This is a genomic window from Pseudoalteromonas sp. S1609 (assembly GCF_005887255.1).
Taxonomy (GTDB): Bacteria; Pseudomonadota; Gammaproteobacteria; order Enterobacterales; family Alteromonadaceae; genus Pseudoalteromonas.
The window spans coordinates 1-18,544 of record NZ_PNDJ01000034.1 but is presented as its reverse complement, the minus strand read 5'-3'; the positions used below and the strand labels follow the sequence as shown (position 1 = coordinate 18,544).

Annotated in this window: 27 protein-coding genes; 22 read left to right on the top strand and 5 right to left on the bottom strand. The window is 38.9% G+C overall.

What is annotated here, in order from left to right:
* Window positions 1–249: 249 nt before the first annotated feature.
* The 15 genes from CWB76_RS10180 (at window position 250) to CWB76_RS10120 (ending at window position 7,551) form a co-directional block, all read left to right on the top strand.
* Window positions 250–1,164: a major capsid protein P2 gene (locus CWB76_RS10180; protein ID WP_249363166.1), complete on the top strand. Its 915-nt coding sequence runs from the start codon at window positions 250–252 to the stop codon at window positions 1,162–1,164.
* 9 nt (window positions 1,165–1,173) lie between these two features.
* Window positions 1,174–1,503 (top strand): hypothetical protein, encoded by a 330-nt coding sequence (locus CWB76_RS10175; protein ID WP_138607299.1) that lies wholly within the window; start codon window positions 1,174–1,176, stop codon window positions 1,501–1,503.
* 9 nt (window positions 1,504–1,512) lie between these two features.
* The gene (locus CWB76_RS20065) at window positions 1,513–1,650 is read left to right on the top strand and encodes a hypothetical protein (protein WP_171039619.1); all 138 of its coding nucleotides are present in this window, start codon (window positions 1,513–1,515) and stop codon (window positions 1,648–1,650) included.
* Window positions 1,650–1,886 carry a hypothetical protein gene (locus tag CWB76_RS10170; RefSeq protein WP_138607297.1) on the top strand — a complete coding sequence of 79 codons (237 nt, stop codon included), beginning with the start codon at window positions 1,650–1,652 and terminating at the stop codon, window positions 1,884–1,886. The genes CWB76_RS20065 and CWB76_RS10170 overlap by 1 nt, the downstream gene beginning before the upstream one ends.
* A gap of 1 nt (window position 1,887) precedes the next feature.
* Entirely contained in the window at window positions 1,888–2,265 is a 378-nt protein-coding gene (locus CWB76_RS10165; RefSeq protein WP_138607296.1) for a hypothetical protein, read from the top strand.
* Window positions 2,262–2,396, top strand: a complete 135-nt coding sequence (locus CWB76_RS20455; protein ID WP_283235059.1) for a hypothetical protein — start codon at window positions 2,262–2,264, stop codon at window positions 2,394–2,396. Before CWB76_RS10165 ends, CWB76_RS20455 begins: the two co-directional genes overlap by 4 nt.
* Window positions 2,397–2,405: 9 nt before the next feature.
* The gene (locus CWB76_RS10160) at window positions 2,406–3,230 is read left to right on the top strand and encodes a hypothetical protein (RefSeq protein ID WP_138607294.1); all 825 of its coding nucleotides are present in this window, start codon (window positions 2,406–2,408) and stop codon (window positions 3,228–3,230) included.
* Complete coding sequence (locus tag CWB76_RS10155; RefSeq protein ID WP_138607292.1) at window positions 3,230–3,892, top strand: hypothetical protein; 663 nt, start codon at window positions 3,230–3,232, stop codon at window positions 3,890–3,892. Before CWB76_RS10160 ends, CWB76_RS10155 begins: the two co-directional genes overlap by 1 nt.
* Window positions 3,880–4,464: a hypothetical protein gene (locus CWB76_RS10150; RefSeq protein ID WP_138607290.1), complete on the top strand. Its 585-nt coding sequence runs from the start codon at window positions 3,880–3,882 to the stop codon at window positions 4,462–4,464. Before CWB76_RS10155 ends, CWB76_RS10150 begins: the two co-directional genes overlap by 13 nt.
* A complete protein-coding gene (locus CWB76_RS10145) occupies window positions 4,457–4,672 on the top strand; it encodes a hypothetical protein (protein WP_138607288.1) in 216 nt (71 codons plus the stop codon). The genes CWB76_RS10150 and CWB76_RS10145 overlap by 8 nt, the downstream gene beginning before the upstream one ends.
* A complete protein-coding gene (locus CWB76_RS10140; protein WP_249363165.1) occupies window positions 4,659–5,144 on the top strand; it encodes a hypothetical protein in 486 nt (161 codons plus the stop codon). The genes CWB76_RS10145 and CWB76_RS10140 overlap by 14 nt, the downstream gene beginning before the upstream one ends.
* Window positions 5,145–5,331: 187 nt before the next feature.
* Window positions 5,332–5,742, top strand: coding sequence for a hypothetical protein (locus CWB76_RS10135; protein ID WP_138607286.1), 411 nt, complete (start codon window positions 5,332–5,334; stop codon window positions 5,740–5,742).
* The gene (locus CWB76_RS10130) at window positions 5,735–5,917 is read left to right on the top strand and encodes a hypothetical protein (protein ID WP_138607284.1); all 183 of its coding nucleotides are present in this window, start codon (window positions 5,735–5,737) and stop codon (window positions 5,915–5,917) included. Before CWB76_RS10135 ends, CWB76_RS10130 begins: the two co-directional genes overlap by 8 nt.
* A complete protein-coding gene (locus CWB76_RS10125) occupies window positions 5,917–6,297 on the top strand; it encodes a hypothetical protein (RefSeq protein WP_138607282.1) in 381 nt (126 codons plus the stop codon). The genes CWB76_RS10130 and CWB76_RS10125 overlap by 1 nt, the downstream gene beginning before the upstream one ends.
* A 315-nt stretch (window positions 6,298–6,612) precedes the next feature.
* Window positions 6,613–7,551, top strand: coding sequence for a hypothetical protein (locus CWB76_RS10120; RefSeq protein ID WP_138607280.1), 939 nt, complete (start codon window positions 6,613–6,615; stop codon window positions 7,549–7,551).
* A 60-nt stretch (window positions 7,552–7,611) separates the two neighbouring features.
* On the opposite strand, the gene CWB76_RS10115 is transcribed toward CWB76_RS10120, so the two are convergent.
* A complete protein-coding gene (locus CWB76_RS10115; protein WP_138607278.1) occupies window positions 7,612–8,085 on the bottom strand; it encodes a DUF3653 domain-containing protein in 474 nt (157 codons plus the stop codon).
* 506 nt (window positions 8,086–8,591) lie between these two features.
* Between CWB76_RS10115 and CWB76_RS10110 the strand changes: the two genes are divergently transcribed.
* From CWB76_RS10110 to CWB76_RS10090, 5 genes are read left to right on the top strand one after another with little or no spacing between them, the layout of a single operon-like run.
* The gene (locus tag CWB76_RS10110; RefSeq protein WP_055012203.1) at window positions 8,592–8,975 is read left to right on the top strand and encodes a response regulator; all 384 of its coding nucleotides are present in this window, start codon (window positions 8,592–8,594) and stop codon (window positions 8,973–8,975) included.
* Between the two features lie 8 nt (window positions 8,976–8,983).
* The gene (locus CWB76_RS10105) at window positions 8,984–9,889 is read left to right on the top strand and encodes an AAA family ATPase (RefSeq protein WP_138607276.1); all 906 of its coding nucleotides are present in this window, start codon (window positions 8,984–8,986) and stop codon (window positions 9,887–9,889) included.
* Between the two features lie 4 nt (window positions 9,890–9,893).
* Window positions 9,894–10,880 carry a DUF58 domain-containing protein gene (locus tag CWB76_RS10100; RefSeq protein ID WP_171039618.1) on the top strand — a complete coding sequence of 329 codons (987 nt, stop codon included), beginning with the start codon at window positions 9,894–9,896 and terminating at the stop codon, window positions 10,878–10,880.
* Window positions 10,873–12,846: a transglutaminase TgpA family protein gene (locus CWB76_RS10095; RefSeq protein WP_138607274.1), complete on the top strand. Its 1,974-nt coding sequence runs from the start codon at window positions 10,873–10,875 to the stop codon at window positions 12,844–12,846. The genes CWB76_RS10100 and CWB76_RS10095 overlap by 8 nt, the downstream gene beginning before the upstream one ends.
* On the top strand, window positions 12,843–14,165 hold the full coding sequence (locus tag CWB76_RS10090; RefSeq protein ID WP_010389979.1) for a Na+/H+ antiporter family protein: 1,323 nt from the start codon (window positions 12,843–12,845) through the stop codon (window positions 14,163–14,165). The genes CWB76_RS10095 and CWB76_RS10090 overlap by 4 nt, the downstream gene beginning before the upstream one ends.
* Window positions 14,166–14,353: 188 nt before the next feature.
* Here CWB76_RS10090 and CWB76_RS10085 read toward each other — a convergent pair whose 3' ends face one another.
* Genes CWB76_RS10085 through CWB76_RS10075 form a run of 3 tightly spaced genes read right to left on the bottom strand, consistent with a single transcriptional unit; the run spans window position 14,354 to window position 16,462 of the window.
* A complete protein-coding gene (locus CWB76_RS10085; protein WP_008114650.1) occupies window positions 14,354–14,788 on the bottom strand; it encodes an acyl-CoA thioesterase in 435 nt (144 codons plus the stop codon).
* Window positions 14,789–14,793: 5 nt separating this feature from the next.
* On the bottom strand, window positions 14,794–15,612 hold the full coding sequence (locus CWB76_RS10080; protein ID WP_138607272.1) for a M23 family metallopeptidase: 819 nt from the start codon (window positions 15,610–15,612) through the stop codon (window positions 14,794–14,796).
* A complete protein-coding gene (locus CWB76_RS10075; protein ID WP_138607270.1) occupies window positions 15,605–16,462 on the bottom strand; it encodes a 6-carboxytetrahydropterin synthase in 858 nt (285 codons plus the stop codon). Before CWB76_RS10075 ends, CWB76_RS10080 begins: the two co-directional genes overlap by 8 nt.
* 195 nt (window positions 16,463–16,657) lie before the next feature.
* On the opposite strand from CWB76_RS10075, the gene fabA reads away from it, so the two are divergent.
* On the top strand, window positions 16,658–17,173 hold the full coding sequence (gene fabA, locus CWB76_RS10070; protein WP_010389976.1) for a bifunctional 3-hydroxydecanoyl-ACP dehydratase/trans-2-decenoyl-ACP isomerase: 516 nt from the start codon (window positions 16,658–16,660) through the stop codon (window positions 17,171–17,173).
* Between the two features lie 63 nt (window positions 17,174–17,236).
* Here the strand turns inward: fabA and rmf are convergent, their stop codons facing one another.
* On the bottom strand, window positions 17,237–17,407 hold the full coding sequence (gene rmf / locus CWB76_RS10065; protein WP_008114656.1) for a ribosome modulation factor: 171 nt from the start codon (window positions 17,405–17,407) through the stop codon (window positions 17,237–17,239).
* A 374-nt stretch (window positions 17,408–17,781) separates the two neighbouring features.
* On the opposite strand from rmf, the gene acuR reads away from it, so the two are divergent.
* Entirely contained in the window at window positions 17,782–18,423 is a 642-nt protein-coding gene (gene acuR / locus CWB76_RS10060) for an acrylate utilization transcriptional regulator AcuR (protein WP_138607268.1), read from the top strand.
* Window positions 18,424–18,544: the final 121 nt, after the last annotated feature.

Here is an 18,544-nt window from a genome sequence, read left to right as displayed (position 1 = left end):
GGCGCAGCGGTTGCTGCGTTTGCCGCAGTAAAACTTATTAAACAATTTTTTTTAAACAGTAAAAGCGAGAGCAAACAAAATGAAACTGACCAAAAGTAACTACATGGTAATTGGTATTTGCACACTGATTGCGGCGGGTGTTGTATGGGCATCAAACAACGTTGATGCAGTAGAAGACGTAATCGGTTAATTGGCTTTAGTCAGCTAACCAACAGCATATTAAATAACTCTAACGCAGGACGTTAAAACATGAACGAAACAAGTATTTCAGCAGCCATTGCGCTGATGATGGGTGTAATGCAGCCAACAATGATTCAGCTTGATGGTGCAGTAGGTGTTGCCTATAACGAAGAAGCAGTAATCAAACTGCAAGCGGGTCTTGTTTACCACTCTATTGAGTTGGAAACAAACCTAAAAGAAGTACCGACAATTGAAAAAATCACCATTGATATTGATGGTTCCCCAGTTGTTTACTCGTCTAACACAATGTTAGATGTACTCGATAAAGCTTACCAAAAGCACCAAGAAACAGGCCGCTTTGTTTTAGATTTATCTAAGTTTGAATACCGCACAGCAGAAGGCGCTTACCAAACGCAATTAGTTACTGAATTAAGCGATTCAGTAAGCTTGCAAATTAAGTTTAAGGGCAAAGGTGAAACTGATCCAGATGTGCCAACTCTTCGCGCAAAAGCATGGGTAACTGATCGCAAACCGACAGGCCGAATATATGTGCCAACTCGTTACGAAGCAACACAATTCAGTTCAGCTGGCGGTGATCATGCATGGTCGTTTCCTAACGGCAGTGCAAGCGAGCAAGTACAGCGCATGGTGTTTGCTGAAAATGAAGTAACTATTTCAGAAATACGCGTTATGCGTGGCTCTAAAGTAATTCATCGTGTTATGCGTAGCGATTTAGATTACAGCTTACAACGTATGGCTGGTGTTGCACCACAAGCAGGTTACTGCATTTTAGACTTTACAGCGTTGGGCTTTGGCAAAGAGGGTGCACTTAATACACTTGATTTAAATTTCGAATTTGTTGTCAGCGGTAAAGGTGCAATCAAAACGCACATTCAAGGTTTCAAACAAGTTAAGGCTAAACCAACACGCCAGCAATTAGCACAACTAGCTGTTCAGAAATTAGAACTTCAAGCAGCGGCATAAGGGGGCTTTATGGCTAATTGGTGGGATGATTTAGTTGAAACGGTTGTTGATGTTGGCGGCGATTTATACGATGGCGCAACTACCGTAATCGGCGACCAATACGACAACTACCAAAAATCAGTAAATTCTGATAACGCAAAGAACGTAGACAACCTCAAAGAAATTGAGCCGTTAAAGGGAAATAAGGTTGATGGCACGACTACGGTTGCGGTTACAGGTTCGGGTACTGGCCAACAAGCTGGTGCCCCTGCTGTAACAAATCAGATTATTGCAGGGGTAGACAATAAATTATTGTTTATTGGTGGTGCAATTGTCGTGTTAATGCTGCTTAAAAAGTAAGGGGGGTATATGCCTTTACTATTGGTATTTGCGGCGGGTGGCGTAGGTGGTTTAGCGCTTAGTTCATTATTAAACAACACAGTAAAAATAGGCTTGGTTGCGGGTGGTGGTTACATCGCCTACCAAGTTTATAAGGGGAGTCGCTAATGGTTGGTTTAGGTGCATTAGGCGGATTAGGTACAGGCGCTTTGGGGGCAACAAACCCTATGAGTGCGTTAGGTGCAAACCCTTTAACAGGTGGCGGCAGCAGTGCCAAAAATGGCGACCAAACCTTTAATTCAAATGCCACATTCGGCGGTTTGAATTATGGCGGCACAGGCGTTAACCCGTGGCTAATTGCTGGTATTGCTGGCCTTGCCCTTGTGTATATGTTGAAAAAATAACATGCAACAAGTTTCTTTTGAAATAGCGAAAAACACCCTTGCACCTGCACTAAAAGGCGGTGCTGGGGTTATTAAGCGCGAAATTAAACAAGGGGTTGCGAGCGTCTACCAGTCGAGCAATAAAAACGTATTTGCAGTTGTTCGCCCAGAGGGCAAAGAACTTGTTTTTGTAGCCGTGGCAGGTAAAAACCTTGCTAGTGCAGTAAATGAGTTTGTGTTATTCGCAAAACAGCGCGGTTTTAGCTCAGTTCGTTACCACACTAAAAACCCTTACTTTGTGGCTAAAGGTGTAAGCGCCTTAGCCATCAAGCCGCAATTAATCGAAGTTCGTAAAGCCATATTTGGTAATGACGAATATATCTACAGGGTAAATTTATGAAAATATTAACTAAAAAAGGCGCCCATAAACTAAAGCGTCGTAAGGTTAACCGCGCAGTTCGCAGAGCGCGCCGTGATGCGATTGGCGGCAACGTTGGTAAGTTGCCTACTATGCTGCGATTAACGCGCTAGGAGATTTGCATGGGGGGTAAATCTAAAAGCAATCAATCAACCAGCAACAAGCAAACCACTAACAATATTGTAAATGATGGTGATTATGCGGGCGTTGGTGGCAACGTTACACATGACGAATCATCAAATGATAACAGCGTTGATAATTCCCAAGAATGGGAAATTGATATAGATAATAGCGTTGAAAATGACGGTGATTTTGCTGGTAATAGTGGCAATATCAATGTGCTTGATGGTGGCGCAATTGATAACGCGTTCGACTTTGCAAGTGATGTTGCAGGCGGTGCGTTAAGTTTTGGTGAAAAGGCGCTTGATTCTAACGAAAACGTTAGCAAGGCTGCTATTGATGCATCTAATAAAGCGGCTGAGATTGCAGCTGATGCAGCCAGAGCAGCCGCAGCAGAAGCTGCTAAAACAGCCGCTGATGCAATAAAAGAGAATGGCCGAGTTGTTGACTCATCATTAGATTTTGCAGGGGACGCAGTAAACCGCGTAAGCGATACAGCAAATACAGCAATTAATGAGGTTGGTGATTTTGGCCGCTCAACAATTGATAGCTTTAGCGAGTTTAGTGTCGATGCTGTGACCGAGTTATCAGACAGCTTACGCAGCACTACACAAACGCAGCTAGATAATTCAGCGCAAACCGTTGCACAAATTGCACAATCAGCAACCGAAGATAAAAGCATAATTTCAGAGCTTGCCAAAAATACCGCGTTACAAGGTCAAGACATTGTAGCGAACCAAGCTGGGCAGATGGTTAAGTACATGGCGTTAGCGCTTGGGGTTATCGGTATAGCGGTTGTTGTTACATCAATAAGTAGAGGTAAATAATGCCTATTGTCACGTTAAAAGCAGGAGAAGAACAGCAGCGCCCAATGGGCGCGCGCTGGCTATCAATTGTTAACTCAGGCGCCGCTTTTAAAATTGAGGGTGAGTTCGGTAGCTTAGTTGGTGAGGTTGGCCGTGTGCTCGACCTTGATGGCTACAACCAAGTCACCTTTAGAAATGAAAGCAGTGAACAAATCGAATTTGAATACGAAGCGTCAAACATCAAAGTTTACGCCGTAGGTAAAGGCGTTGTTTCAATCGCAAATGCAGTTGAAGTAACACGCATTCGTGAGTCAATCCAAGTTGATGCTAATGCAACCGTTGAAAACGGCAAAATGGCAATATTGCCCGCGAATAACTTTGAGTCGATAGCGCCTAATAAAACCGTGTTAGCAGTGAATCAAACACTCGAAGTATTTCCAGCCCGCAACGCAGAAAACCGTAATGTGTTAATTCAGGTGATAACTGATACGGGTGAAACGGGTAATTTCACTGCGGTTCGTGTGGGTACAAGTGAGCTAAATGTTGATACCGGTATATTTTTATCAGGCAATAAAAATGCGCCCGCATCAAAAGAGTTTGAAAACATGGCCGCGTCTATTTTCGTTAAAAATGAAAGTGACGAACCCGTAACACTGGCAGGGGGTGAACAATGGCGGGCGTAAATAATCCACCAAATTTAAAGCCGCTAATTGATGCTCAGAGCGCAGAGCAATCGCTAGATTTTTCATGGTTAAAAAGCATTGCTGCTGGAAACAAGTTAAAGCTTGAAAAGGCAAATACAGACTTAGCAGCAGTTCATGAAAGTGTAAATTCATCTAGTGCAGCAACTCAAAACGCGGTTGTTCAATCAGCGGTTGATAGCGAAGCTGCTACTAATGCGGCACGTGATTTAGTTATAATTGAGCTAACACAGCAAGTAAACACACTAACAGCAGCAGTAACGACAGCAGTCAATGAAATACCAAAATCGCCTATCAAAAGCATACAGCGCGGGATAGTTGCGAATACTGGTAATGACGCAAACGTTATTATTTCAGCGGTAAACGTTGAAAAGAGTATGTTAAATGTATCATGCAGAAGTGGTTTAGGTTCGTATAGTAATAACGATAAACAGTGGTCAATCAGTGGCGGCGGTTACATCAAAAACAGTACAGCACTTTATATTGCTTCCAATCATTCTTATTCAAATCAAAACCCTGCGACGATTTATTGGGAGGTAATAGAATATGTTTAATTTAATTACATTATCAACTACTGAAAACAAAACAATTGTTGCAAGTGTTCGTATGGTTGGCGAGTCGGTAGCACTTAGCGAAAGCGATATAAAAATAAATGAGTATCGCGCCGATTTAGTGGGCTGTGAAGTTGTAAACGGTGACGTTATCAGCGACAGCGGCGAAGTTTTATATTCATTAAATGGGGTGCAGGGTGAACAAGTATAATTTACTTGTTGCCCTTTGCTCAATGGGGTTTATTTATATGCTAACAAAACAGCAACGCGCACCACTTAACGTGCGCTATAACAATCCGTTAAACATACGAACGGGTAACGATTGGGTAGGCGAGCGAGAGCGCGATATAGACAAAGGCTATGAAGACTTTATAACGCCCGCGTTTGGTTTTCGTGCAGCTTATAAACTGCTTATGACTTATAAACATAAGTACAGCGCTTACACGCTAGAAACCATTATTAACCGTTGGGCACCTGCCAATGGTGAACATAACGGCCAAACGTATGTTAACCATACACAAAGTTATATTAACTATGTTGGTCAGCGTTTAGGTATTACCAGCAGCGACCCAATTCCCGATCACCTTTACCCAGAACTCATGCTTGCAATGGCCGATTTTGAGGGAGCAAAAGGTGCGTTTAATCTAAATCAAGCGCGTGAGGGAGTCGCATTAGCAGCATGAACACAAAATGGTTACTCACAACTGCAGCGGGCGCCATACTCGGCGCGCTCGTTGTTTATCAGGTAAAAAAACACACCAAAGGGATTTTAGACGATGATTGAAATCTTTGTGTTTATAGGTGGGGCGTTAATTGTAGCGCAACAGGTTGAGGACGCGCGATTTAACGCGTTATTGCGAGGGTTAAACGGTGAATAATTTTTTTAAATTCCTTGGCGGTATTTTTGCTCCTATTACCACAGCAATTGACCATTACGGCCAAATCAAAAAAGCGGAAAAGGATCGTGATTTAGCGGTCATTAATAATCAAGCTCGCTTAGCGCAATCAACAACCGATAATAACCACGATTGGGAAATGCAGAGCATACGAGATAAAGATAAAACGCTTAGGTTCTTCAGTTACTCAATGTTTACCGCGCCTATATTGATTACGGTTGTATCGCCAGAGCAGGGCGCAGCCATATTCCAAAACCTTGAAAATGTACCGCCATGGTTGGTGCAAACATGGGTAGCGATTAACGGCGCTGTATGGGGAATTGCCAGTTTAAAAAATGTGGTACCTCAGTTTATCGGGCAATTTAGGCGGGCTAAAAATGGATAGCTTAACGTTAAAAGATTTTATATTTATCATCATGCAAATTATTGTGATCACAACCGTTGTAGTGACCAATAAAACGCATATTGGCTTTTTACAAAATCAGAATGAAGATTTAAAAAATTGCATTAAAGAAATGCAAAAAATAATCACCGAATTGCGCGTTAAGGTCGGTATTTAATGAATGCAGTAAAGTGGGCCCTAATCATTGGCGCCAGTTATTTTATTTATCGAAAAATGGCCGCACCGCTTGAAGCGCTAGACCAAACAGTAAAAACACTAACACGGCCAGTAGCCAAAGCGCTTGCAGAGGTGCAATTTATCGTTAATGGTAGTAATTATATTAAAAGCCCAACCAGTGAGTTTTATTTAAACTCTGATAAGCTAGATAGTAATTACAAGGTAGTTGATAAGGTTTGGTTAAAAGCCCTATACCTAAAGCACGATGATAACGGCGATTTAATAGAAGAGATTTTCGACCAATATTTAAGGCTAAAACCTAAGTATTACCCGCTTTTAAATGATTTGGTCGATGTAACCACAGTTAACGCACTAAAATAAACTAGGCTCATTATGTATCACAATCGAAGAACAATAGTAAAAAAGCCCGTCCTGCAGCATGAATATAAGAGCGCATTTGAAAACGGAAAACTTAAAAAGGGTTTTCGATATATCAAAGGCGGGGACATAGTCACCCCAGACGGAACAACAATAAAAAAGGCCGCTTAATCGTGGCCTTTTTTACAAGAGTAGCACTTGTAACTTCGTGCTGCTTTATTTATTTGTTTACACGGAGGTTTATTGGTGGAACTATTAGAATATAAAGCACCACGTTGTAATTTTAAAGTAGGAAAAATATGGGGATTAAGATAAAAGATGAATATTAAAAAAAAAGTTATTGACTGGTTTTCTAACTTTAAGTTTAAAATTAAAAATAAGATCCTTACCTGCTATAGCTCTATTCTATATGAAGAATATTACGATCAAACATACAAAAATCAGCATTTGGCTGCTGCTCTAATATGCTTAATAAAAAAAAGATTTTGGTTAATTGTATTAACGATGTTCCCTACATTATTTTTCTTCACTCCTAATTTATCCTCATCACCAGTTGGAAGTCTTTATGTATCTTTAAATGCCGCAGGGATATTTTATATAGTTTTTAACTTATATCCAGAGGTTCAACAATCATTTAAGGCCGCTAAACTTGCAAACTCGTCCCTTAATATGATTAGAGCGAGGAGGGCTTGGCTGGTAAATGAAATTACTGAGGCAGAGACCTTTACTGAAGCAAATCGATATTTAACCAAAGATACTCACATTGAGCTGGTGAAAAAATTACAAAGCATGAATGGCTACAAAGCTACTTTAAATCCGAATGTAAAGGTAGGTAAATCATATAAAATCTCATATTCTTTAAAGCACCCCTTATATATAGATATAATGAATCAATTCCATTTGTCACCAGAACCAGTAAAAAACTTATTAGAAGTTTGTAATGTTATTGCTCGTGACAACCTACGGGATATAAAGAAAATTAAATCTATTCCCAATATTGAACAGCTAGTGCTTTATGACTCTTTAATTTATTTAGAAGAACAAATGAAAAAATGGACAGAGTGCAGTCACAGTGCTACCGAATTGATGCTTGTAGCCTACCTAATTCAGGCCGTAGATAAAATTAACTATTATGCGCAAATGGAAATGCCGCTATATGTTGGCTTAAGGTATGATCTAAAATTTAAACCAACTAAAGATGAGAAAGAATTTGCGAGGAAGCTCGTAACATTGCATCTTACGCCTCCACATGAATAAATTTAGATGGGTGTTGGTAAAAAAGCAGTCAAGCGCCGTATTGACTGCTAAGAACTGTGGTTAAGCTGATTTTTTATCCGCGTATTTCATTACAATATCTTTAAGCGCAAACTCATCAGACATCTTAATTAAATCATTACCAATTGCCTTAAGGGTGTCACTGGCCGCCACAAGCTCATGCAAGTGGTCAATTTTTTGTTGTAGTGTTTTAACGTGGTTTTCATTGAAGCGAACAGAGTTTTGTAAAAAGTCTAATTTGTTTAAGTAGGTAGGTTCGTAGCGTTTACCGCGCGGTGTCCACAAATAACCATCACGGCAAATATAAAAACCGTCCCAATCTTTATGCAAACTCATACCGCCGTTAATACGTTGTTCAAGCATGCGCACAGCGCGGGGACAAGGTTTGTTTGTGCTTATCCAGCGCTCTAAAGTGCGCTCAGAATTAATAAGTAAAAACTCCATGGCAGCACGCCGATCAAGTTTACCAAAGTTCATAAAGCCAGCACGAAACAATAAGTTTTTAAATGTATCCATAATAATATCCATTCAATAAATAAACTCCTAAAAGGACTCCTAGGAGTTTTTATTGTGTTAGTGCACGCACATTAATTCAGTTTTAAATTCCTGTATAAGCTCATTCAATTCCTGAATTAGCTCACTTTGGTAAATCAATGTGCTAATCGGTCATTCTTTTTTTAGATTTCTAAATTTATTTTCAATCTATTTAAGCGATTTAACGCAAAAATACAAAACATATGAAAACAGGGCTTAGGATAGGGGTTTTAATTCAACGGGTAATCAGCGCCACAATGGCAGAAAATACATTATTTAACATAATATAAATTATAGGTAGTAGCATTTATATTATGTGTGGCGCTCTATTTTAATAACTTCAAGCTCACTAAGTCCAATACTAGACGGTATCGGACATTAAGTGTATTTAAACGACTATTACGGTAATTCATAGTTATCAGCTTGAGGTTCCTTAATGCTTGGCTTAATATTAAACCACAAGCCGTAAAAAATGTTGAAGTATTCATATGGAATTTGTACGCCCACTCGAACCAATTTTAATTATTGATGATGTTAAACAAATCCGTGCTGACTTAAGCCAAGTGTTAGCCGGCTTAGGTTTTGATGACATTATTGAGTGCGATAATTTTGATTGTGCTAAACCCTTACTTAGCGAAAAATCACCCAACGTTATTTTTTTAGATGTTGATTTGCCTGATTCTGAAAGCATCGAAATTTTAGAGTCGATTAATAACGAGCACCCATATGCTCATGTGGTTATGTGCTCAGGCCATAATAGTTTTGAGACCGTACAAAATACTTGGGAACTTGGCGCAAAAGAATTTATAGCTAAGCCTTTCAACGCTCAAAAAGTTGATGCCGTAATGAAACGTTTAGAACTGATAGATTAAAGGACATTATGCAGCACCTAGTTACCACTATTATTGATGACCTATCTACCGTTATATTTGGCAAGCAACAACAAATAAAATTAGCATTAACCTGTTTGTTTAGTGAAGGTCATTTACTAATTGAAGACTTACCAGGTATGGGTAAAACCACTTTATCGCATGCATTAGCTGCTGTTTTGGGGTTGTCGTATCAGCGTATTCAATTTACTAGCGATTTATTACCCGCTGATATTATTGGTACCAATATTTTTAATACTAAAGAACACAGTTTTTCATTTCATAAAGGCCCAATTTTTAGCCAAGTAGTACTTGCTGATGAAATAAATCGTGCGGGCCCTAAAACACAAAGTGCGTTATTAGAAGCCATGGAAGAACAACAAGTGACCGTAGATGGAGAAAAGTACCCGCTCCCTACTCCGTTTTTTGTTATTGCTACTCAAAACCCTTTATATCAAGCAGGGACTTATCCGCTGCCAGAATCGCAATTAGATCGTTTTTTAATGCGTATAAGCTTAGGCTTTCCACCTAAAAACGCTGAAAAAAGATTACTATTAAACAATCAAAAGCGCGATTACTCCCAATTACCACAGCGAATTAACCAGCAACAACTTAAACAAATACAAGAATCTATAGCTAATATTACGCTAAGCGCTGCGGTTATTGATTATGTAATTGAATTAGTGACTTACACACGTGAGGCTCAATCGTTAGCTGCTTCGCTTTCACCAAGAGCCAGTATGGCGCTGGCAAAATCTGCAAGGGCATGGGCCTATATTGAAGGTCGAGACTTTGTTCTACCTGAAGATGTACAAGCGGTATTTTCTAGTGTGTGCCAGCATCGATTAGGTTTGCATAGTGAGTCTGGCAACAACCAAATAGCAGACATTTTAAAACATGTTTTAGTGCCCGTTTAGATCAATGGGTATTTTAAAATTAAAACGCCCTACTTTTATTCATGCTATAAAAAGTACAATTTTAACGACTTTATTAAAAAATAAGCACAAAAAAAATAGCATCACTTTAACGCATAATACTATTTATGTTTTGCCTTCCTCATTGGGTGTATATTTTACGATTGTTGCACTATTAAATTTTGTAATGGGGATTAATTATCAAAATAATTTAATACTGTTTATGGCGTATTTAATGTTTGTGATTATTATTTTTGCCCTGTTGTTAGGTTATAGCAACGCAAAAGGCTTAACTGTCAGCTTTAAGAATACTATTGAGAGTTATGCGCCACAGCCACCTCAATTAGTGTGGCAAATAAAATCAAACGTCACATGTCAGTCAATCACCTTAAGTTATCCCAATAATTTAGAACAAGACTGCTATATAGAGAGTGTTAAAGCCGATACCATACAATGCCAGTTACCATTGCCTTATTTAAAGCGCGGTCGCTATTTACTAAAGCCAATAAAAATTGCCAGTAATTATCCATTTGGTTTGGTGAGTGTATGGAGCTATATTCAACCAGATCATACCGTTTATGTTTACCCTTCAATTATTAAAACGCCAAATTACAAACAGTTAAGCCAAATAACTGCTAATGATGATGGTAATGAAAAGCACCAAGGCGATGACGAATTTGAAAGTTTAATTACCCATTTGCCAGAAATGGGGTTGCAGCGAGTTTCGTGGAAACACTACGCAAAAACTCAGCAATTATTAGTAAAACAATTTAGTGATTTTAAATCTGCCGATACACAATTTGACTTTAATTTAATGACAGGCGATACCGAGCAACGCTTAGGGCAATTGTGTTACCTAGTATGCCAAGCGTTTGAAAGCGACATTAATTACTCGATGAAATTGCCCAATAAATCCATAGAAAATGGATCAGGTAAGCTTCATCTGCAACGCTGCTTACAAGCCTTAAGTAATGTAGGCGCTGATTATGAATGAGATAAAAAATCAACGCGTTATAAATTTTTCTCTATCATTTATTTACTTAGGTTTAGTGAGCTTTTTTATAGAACACTTGCCCCTACCCTTTATTATTATGCTTAGCGTGTTATGTGGTTGGAATATTTATTTAACTCTTAAACACAAACAAAAGCCCAATGCGTGGTTAGCAAACGGACTCGCTGTAGTAGCATTAATTATTATGTTAAGCAGTATTGGCTTTAAAGATACCGTGGTGCTGTTTGTTGCCATGCTTTTGCTGTCATGCGTTTTTAAATTACTACAGGCAAAAACAAAGCAGCATTATCAATTGATCATCACCCTCACATTCTTCTCACTTTCAGCAGTGTATTTGTTTAGCCAGACTATTTTTACCACTTTAATTATTAGTACACTGTATATTTTAAATTTTGCTGTACTTGGGTTACTTGAATCTAGTCATAGTTTAAAACTGTCATCAAAACAAAGTGCTAAAATAATATTTCTGGCTTTTCCTTTGGCAGTTGTACTCTTAATATTTTTACCAAAACTTCCTGCATTTTGGCAATTACCTGGCCCTAAAATGGCACAAACAGGCCTATCGGAACAAGTAGACCCATTTTATATTGCAAAGTTATCAAACTCCGATGAGTTGGTTTTTAGAGCGAAGTTTGATGATAACTCAGTCTCTACCCCTTATTATTGGCGCGCTATTGTACATGATGAATTTGACGGTAAAGCTTGGAAAACATCTTCGTTTTTAAAACAAGCAATGATGTTGCCAACCCAAAATAGCAGCAATGGAAATACCACTCAATACTCAATAATTGCTGAGCCAGCAATGGCTGATTGGTTATATGGGCTTGGCTATGCCAGTAGTAACAATGAAAATGTAGTTTCCAATTCAGTGGGTTTACTGCGTAAAAAACAATATAAATCCAAAGTGTTACAATATTCTGTTAGTACTAAACCATTATCGACTAAGAAGCTTAATAGCGTAGAGCAGCGTTTTTATAAAACGCTTACTGTGAGTAATAACCAAAAAAGTTATCAACTGGCGCAACAGTTAAAAAACAGAAGTGCTAACGCTGATGAGCTTTTTAATAAACTGTTAGATTATTTTTCGCAAAATAGTTTCAGTTACACTCTTACGCCAACACCTATGCACGGTGATGATACGCTTGATCAATTTATGTTTAATAATAAACGTGGCTTTTGTGGTCATTATGCCAGTGCAGCTGCCTTTATTTTTAGAAGTGCTGGCGTTCCAGCGCGGGTAGTAAGCGGATATCTAGGCGGAGAGCATAATCAAAACAATGACTATATTACCGTTCGTCAATACGATGCGCATGCTTGGGTTGAGGTATATACTAATGCAGGCTGGAGAATATTTGATGCAACAGCGGTTGTTGCGCCCGAACGATTAAATGGTTCTTTATCACAGAGTGCTGCATTAAATGATGAATTTAAAAATAATATTAATTTTGGTTTAGTTAGCTTAAGTAATTATGCTGCCATAAACTGGCTTCGCCTTGAATTAGAAAACCTCGATTATCAATGGTCTAGTTGGGTGCTGGGATTTGATAAAAATAAACAACAAGATTTATTAGCGTCCCTATTTGGTAACACTTATGTTTGGTTAGTACCGCTTGGGGTTATTATTGTTTTAATTTTAAGTTTTAGTGCTTATTTTATTTATATAAACCGCCCCAAGGCAACAACAAAACAACCTCCGCTGGTAAAAGAGTATTATCAAATACTCAGTTGGGCTAATAAGCACACTATAAACTACCCTGAAAATGCTACGCCTATTCAAACATTACAACACATTAGTCAACAAGCCCCCTATGCAGAGCAACAAATAACCGCCTTTTGTCACTTATTTGAGCAAGTGCGCTATGCGAGGCAACCATTTACCAAAGAACGTAAAAATCAGGCTAAAGATCTGATAAAATTAATTAAATCTATAAATCAGAGAAATCTATGAACGCAGTTATTATAGGCGTTATTTTAATGCTGGGACTCACTTTGGTCCGCGTAAATGTGATTGTTGCAATGACAATAAGTGCGCTTGTTGCCGGATTAACCGCAGGCATGGGCTTAAAAGAAAGTATTGATGCTTTTAATTCTGGCTTATCATCAGGCGCCGAAATTGCCTTAAGCTATGCGATGCTCGGTGCATTTGCCGTCGCTATCTCTAAGTCAGGCTTAACACGTATTTTGGCCGCTAAGTTACTCGCTAAAGTAAATGCACAAACAGGCTCTAGTGAAACCATATTAAGCTACTTTATTCTGTTTATTATTTTGATTTGTGCTATTTCTTCTCAAAACTTGGTGCCGGTGCATATCGCTTTTATTCCCATTTTGATCCCGCCGCTGCTTGTGGTGTTTAATAAACTGCGGTTAGATAGACGTGCCATTGCTTGTATTTTAACCTTTGGTTTAGCCACCTCGTATATGGTGCTGCCGTATGGTTTTGGGGGGATTTATCTATACTCAATATTACATAAAAATCTAGTTGATAATGGCCTTGAGATTGTTAATACCAGTGTCCCTTTAGCAATGATAATTCCAGCTATTGGTATGTTTGTCGGCTTGTTGATTGCCCTATTTATTAGTTATCGAAAACGCCGCGAATACACAAGCACAGCATTAACTGTGCAAAGCCAACAAGCTGATGTTGAAAACCCAAAAAAGGTAATGCTAGTTGGTTTATTTGCCGTGCTTGCTTCTCTGATCGCTCAAAATGCCAGTGGCTCAATGATATTAGGTGGCCTAGTCGGGGTGGTTATATTTAGTGTATTTGGTGTGGTTAAGTGGGAAGAAAACGGCGACGTATTTAGTAAGGGTGTTGCCATGATGGCAATGATTGGTTTTATTATGATTTCAGCGCAAGGTTTTGCTGCGGTAATGAAAGAAACCGGACACGTTGCTAGCCTAGTCCATAGCAGCGCCGCCATTTTTGACGGTAATAAACCCATAGCAGCCGCAGTAATTTTATTGGTCGGCTTATTTATAACTATGGGCATTGGTAGTTCATTTTCAACTGTGCCAATAATTGCCACTTTATTTGTGCCTTTATGTTTAGAGCTAAACTTTTCTGTAATGGCAACCGCTGCGCTTGTTGGTACGGCAGGTGCATTAGGCGATGCTGGCTCCCCTGCCTCTGACTCTACGCTAGGGCCAACATCAGGACTTAATGCTGACGGACAACACGACCACATTTGGGATTCGGTTGTGCCAACCTTTATTCACTTTAATATTCCGTTATTGGTGTTTGGCTGGATAGCCGCTATGGTTTTATAGTTATTTAAAGGCGTGCATTGCACGCCTTTTTATTAGTCTCATTTATTTCCCTCCTTATTGAAAAACTAATACCTTTTATTTTATTCAATTGCTAAGTTGGCCATTAGATAAATACAGTATGATGTGTTCTTTATGGTTAATAATATAAGCACCAATCATGGTGCTTATATTATTTTTATTGTTAGGTGTTATAACTCAAAACCATGCAGCATTTTGTCACACACGACAGGTGTTGGCCTGTGGTTATCATCAACAGCAACAAAGGTAAAGCTTCCGGTTATAGCCGAATGCTTATTATCTTTGTGCATAGTTTCTAGGAATATTTCAACATCCACTTTTAAACTGGTATTACCCACATGCGATACTTTTGATATCAACTCAGCAAATGAACCAGCAGGAATAGCTTCTTTAAAGTCGACTCTATCTGATGAAATAGTTACTAATGGTTTACGACAAAAACGGGTGGCAGCTATAAAAGCAACTTCATCCATCCATGCTAATGCGTCACCACCAAATAGCGTATTATGATGGTTAGTACGCCCAGGAAATACGGCTTTAGTTACCGAAGTGGTCGAATCTTTTATACGTTGCGCAATAATGGCTTCGCGCTCTACTTGAGTCATAATCTCTACTTTTTGTTAGCTAATGTGTCTTGCATTAATAATGCAGGGTCAAGGCGTTCACCTTGCCAATTAAATCGCCAATCTAAATGCGGCCCAGTTACACGGCCCGTAGCACCTATTTCAGCTACCTTTGTACCTTGTTCAATCTTCTGCCCTACTTTTACATCAAGCTTACTTAAATGAATATAAGTAGAGGTAACCCCATGACCATGATCTAAAATCAAAGTACCGCCAGAGTAGTATAAATCTGGTTCAGCAAATACTACCGTTCCGCTGATCGGTGCATACACAGGTGAACCTGTTTTGTTTGCTATATCTAAACCAAAGTGCGGCCTACGAGGTTCGCCATTAAAGTAACGTTGGCTACCATAAACACCTGAAATGCGTCCTTTTGCAGGCCTAAGTACTGGCTGTAAAAAGTATTCTAAATCAGAGTTAACAGCCCGTGCTTTTCGTACTGCGATCGCTTCACGGCTAATACGTTCACTTACCGCTTTTGGCGGCGATACGTATTTTTTAGCAACACCGGTAATTTTATCTATATCGTAATCGCGAAGAGTAATAACTAAATCTTGGCTGTGGCCTTTACCGGTTTTATCTACCCAGCTTAATGTATGTACAGGTTTTGCATCACGGCCAAAACCAAATACAAATAACCCATTATCAGTAAGTTTTAACGACTTACCATTGAGGCTTACCGACTTAGCGTTATCTAATTGCCCTGTTACTAGGCCGCCTTGAGTTAAATGCCCTTTTAGCTCAAGCGCTATAGCACTAAAGCTAGTTGATACAATTAACGCCGAAACTAATAAGGATTTAAGCATAACTAATCGACCCCTTTCCAACACCTTCATAGGCGGTAATTTTAACGTCTTTTTCTGGGTGCTCTAATTTCACTTGGCTGGCAATGTAGTCAGCAATACATTCTACCGTGGTATCAATTGGTAAAATGTCGCAACGTGATTCACTAATAGACATTTCAAAGTAACCTTGCGCCGCAGTATACGCAAAACAAACATCATCACTTTTAGCTGAGATATGTTTTAATTCAGAGGCGTTTATTTGATCTTCGCTAGATGCTAAGTAAATATCACGCCATTTATCAGCCCACTGCTTTTGCAAACGAGGCATAGAAATACCGCCAAGGCTTATACCAATTTGTGAGCGATGACCATGAATAATACGCTGGCAATTACCATCATGCTTTTTAAGGCCATGGCTATAGTGGTAATAAAAGCTCTGATTGTGCTCAGGCTTTAACACCAACTCAATCTTTTCAATATTATCAGGAAGCTGTGGCAGTATTGTGGCAACTAAGTACTCTGTTACTGATTCAACGTTAATCTCATCAGTATCTATTAAGCAATATGCTTGATGAGGTGCACTCATTGCAAGGTGCTTGTTATCAGCAAATGTACAATCTAATGTTTTGTGATCAGCAAACTCGTTGATGCTGCCGTTTATGTTGTTAGGGACAGCTAAACGGTGATCTATACACTCATCAATAATGCCTTTAATTTGCTTTTTAACTAAGCCAAAGTCTAAAACCATAGACTCTTCGTTTAGTTTGCCATGTAAAGTCAAATCAACAATCCAACTTTCGCCAACTGCACCGCGTTTATTGCATAAGTAAGAAAAATCAATCACAGTGAGTGAGTTAACAAAAAGGGTCATAAATTTCCTTTAAACTGATTAAAAGTCAGCCCCAATTATAATGATTTCTGTTAGTAATTGCGCGGTTTAATCATACTAAAATCAGTTGCATTTACTGATTGCTTATAATTAAACCATTTTTTAACTGCTCCGAGTTGTTTAGCGTACAAGTGTACGCTAAAGTACGGGGCAATTTCTAAGCAAAGATAAAGTGTTATGGAACCTAAAAATAGCTATACAAAAGAAGATTTGATCCTTTGTGGTCAAGGTGAAATGTTTGGTGAAGGAAATTGTCGTTTGCCAAGTGACAACATGTTAATGATGGATCGTATCATTTCAATTACCGATGACGGTGGTGAACATGGTAAAGGTCAAATAGTTGCAGAGCTAGATATCGATCCTAGCCTTTGGTTTTTCGACTGTCATTTTAAAGGCGACCCAGTAATGCCTGGTTGTTTAGGCTTAGATGCTATGTGGCAACTTGTGGGCTTTTTCTTAGGTTGGTCTGGTGGTCCTGGTCTTGGTCGTGCACTCGGTGTAGGTGAAGTTAAATTTACCGGTCAAATATTGCCAACAGCTAAAAAAGTAACCTACCGTCTAGACATGAAACGCGTTATTAAGCGTAAATTGTTTATGGGTATGGCTGATGGAACCGTAGAGGTAGATGGCCGCGTGATCTACGAAGCAAAAGATTTAAAGGTAGGCTTGTTCCAAGATACCAGCGCGTTTTAAGTTTAAAACACGCAACAAAAAGGCCTCCATTTGGAGGCCTTTTTGCTTTAATTCGTTATGAGTTTATGTTTTATACATATTGCGATTTTCTATTGCCTCGCGCCAACCACCAAGCCACTCAGACTTAGGATCAACTTGTTGATAAGGGCAGTGCTCTTTTGAGCGACCAGCTAAACCTGCTTTAAAACCTTGAGAATGAGCTCTTTCTAAACGATCTCTTTTCTGTCTCTTCATCGGTAAAATCCTCACCTTTATATTTATATTTTTGTAGCATAAAGTTCATCTACATTTAATAAATAGCCAACAAAAATGTTTAATTCAAACACAAAATACAATTAATTTGTTTGACTTTAACTAAGCTGCTGATGCAATGATAAATTAATTAAAAAATAAATTTATTGCTCACACCTAATCAACTTTAACCTATATGACTTTATTTAAATGTTCCGACATATCGGCTCAAAAACACATAAGTGTCATATTTGTGACTGGCAATATAAGCTAAAGTTCCTCATAAATTTGTAATTGAAAAATGAACAGATTTCGTTGTTTAAAAAGATTGAAAATAAACACTTGATTATTTAAAACCGATCGGTCTAATATAGGTTATGAATAAAATCTCAGCAGTTACAAATAGGCGTGGCCGCCCACCTAAAATAGCCAGAGACAACGCAGACACTAAAGCGTTGCTCCTTCGTGTGGGATTAGAAACCCTCACTGAGTTTGGTTTTAGTGCAACAGGGCTCGACACCATATTAAAAAAAGCTAAAGTCCCTAAGGGCTCGTTTTATCATTACTTTAAAAGTAAAGAAGCATTTGGCTTAGCTTTGGTTGATGCGTACGACACGTTTTTTATATCTAAACTTAAGTTTTATTTAGAACAACCTGAAGTACCGCCCCTAGAACGCATTGTTAACTTTACCCAAAGTGCTGTAGCTGGGATGCAAAAGTATGATTACAAACGCGGTTGTTTAGTAGGCAATTTAAACCAAGAACTCAATCATTTAAGTGACGAGTTTAAAATACGCCTAATGCAGAGTTACTATGCTTGGCAAGCACAGTTAACACAGTGCTTAGACTTAGCTCAACAGCAACATACTATTAAAGCTGATATTGATACTACACAAATGAGTGAATATTTTTGGATTGGTTGGGAAGGCGCTGTAATGCGAGCTAAACTAACACAATCAAGCAAACCACTGACTTTATACACAGAAATGTTTTTACGCGCATTACTTAGGGTCTGTTGATCTTTCAAGGTTAAATTTGCAGCAGTCTGTTTGGTATTTAGGCAAGGCAGAGCCTATGTGGTGTGGTTATTCCCCATAAATAGGCGATAACGCAGCATCAATGCCAAACAGGCGCGGCCCT

Excerpts from the sequence above, each read along its gene's own strand:
- CWB76_RS10100 (WP_171039618.1), top strand. The coding sequence starts at position 9,894 with ATGGGTATTTTAAAATTAAAACGCCCTACTTTTATTCATGCTATAAAA.
- CWB76_RS10105 (WP_138607276.1), top strand. The coding sequence starts at position 8,984 with ATGCAGCACCTAGTTACCACTATTATTGATGACCTATCTACCGTTATA.
- CWB76_RS10125 (WP_138607282.1), top strand. The coding sequence starts at position 5,917 with ATGAATGCAGTAAAGTGGGCCCTAATCATTGGCGCCAGTTATTTTATT.
- CWB76_RS10075 (WP_138607270.1), bottom strand. The coding sequence starts at position 16,462 with ATGACCCTTTTTGTTAACTCACTCACTGTGATTGATTTTTCTTACTTA.
- CWB76_RS10170 (WP_138607297.1), top strand. The coding sequence starts at position 1,650 with ATGGTTGGTTTAGGTGCATTAGGCGGATTAGGTACAGGCGCTTTGGGG.
- CWB76_RS20455 (WP_283235059.1), top strand. The coding sequence starts at position 2,262 with ATGAAAATATTAACTAAAAAAGGCGCCCATAAACTAAAGCGTCGTAAG.
- CWB76_RS10080 (WP_138607272.1), bottom strand. The coding sequence starts at position 15,612 with ATGCTTAAATCCTTATTAGTTTCGGCGTTAATTGTATCAACTAGCTTT.
- CWB76_RS10165 (WP_138607296.1), top strand. The coding sequence starts at position 1,888 with ATGCAACAAGTTTCTTTTGAAATAGCGAAAAACACCCTTGCACCTGCA.
- CWB76_RS10115 (WP_138607278.1), bottom strand. The coding sequence starts at position 8,085 with ATGGATACATTTAAAAACTTATTGTTTCGTGCTGGCTTTATGAACTTT.
- acuR (WP_138607268.1), top strand. The coding sequence starts at position 17,782 with ATGAATAAAATCTCAGCAGTTACAAATAGGCGTGGCCGCCCACCTAAA.
- CWB76_RS10180 (WP_249363166.1), top strand. The coding sequence starts at position 250 with ATGAACGAAACAAGTATTTCAGCAGCCATTGCGCTGATGATGGGTGTA.
- CWB76_RS10085 (WP_008114650.1), bottom strand. The coding sequence starts at position 14,788 with ATGACTCAAGTAGAGCGCGAAGCCATTATTGCGCAACGTATAAAAGAT.
- CWB76_RS10145 (WP_138607288.1), top strand. The coding sequence starts at position 4,457 with ATGTTTAATTTAATTACATTATCAACTACTGAAAACAAAACAATTGTT.
- CWB76_RS20065 (WP_171039619.1), top strand. The coding sequence starts at position 1,513 with ATGCCTTTACTATTGGTATTTGCGGCGGGTGGCGTAGGTGGTTTAGCG.
- CWB76_RS10095 (WP_138607274.1), top strand. The coding sequence starts at position 10,873 with ATGAATGAGATAAAAAATCAACGCGTTATAAATTTTTCTCTATCATTT.
- CWB76_RS10120 (WP_138607280.1), top strand. The coding sequence starts at position 6,613 with ATGAATATTAAAAAAAAAGTTATTGACTGGTTTTCTAACTTTAAGTTT.
- CWB76_RS10155 (WP_138607292.1), top strand. The coding sequence starts at position 3,230 with ATGCCTATTGTCACGTTAAAAGCAGGAGAAGAACAGCAGCGCCCAATG.
- CWB76_RS10160 (WP_138607294.1), top strand. The coding sequence starts at position 2,406 with ATGGGGGGTAAATCTAAAAGCAATCAATCAACCAGCAACAAGCAAACC.
- CWB76_RS10150 (WP_138607290.1), top strand. The coding sequence starts at position 3,880 with ATGGCGGGCGTAAATAATCCACCAAATTTAAAGCCGCTAATTGATGCT.
- CWB76_RS10175 (WP_138607299.1), top strand. The coding sequence starts at position 1,174 with ATGGCTAATTGGTGGGATGATTTAGTTGAAACGGTTGTTGATGTTGGC.
- rmf (WP_008114656.1), bottom strand. The coding sequence starts at position 17,407 with ATGAAGAGACAGAAAAGAGATCGTTTAGAAAGAGCTCATTCTCAAGGT.
- CWB76_RS10130 (WP_138607284.1), top strand. The coding sequence starts at position 5,735 with ATGGATAGCTTAACGTTAAAAGATTTTATATTTATCATCATGCAAATT.
- CWB76_RS10090 (WP_010389979.1), top strand. The coding sequence starts at position 12,843 with ATGAACGCAGTTATTATAGGCGTTATTTTAATGCTGGGACTCACTTTG.
- CWB76_RS10110 (WP_055012203.1), top strand. The coding sequence starts at position 8,592 with ATGGAATTTGTACGCCCACTCGAACCAATTTTAATTATTGATGATGTT.
- fabA (WP_010389976.1), top strand. The coding sequence starts at position 16,658 with ATGGAACCTAAAAATAGCTATACAAAAGAAGATTTGATCCTTTGTGGT.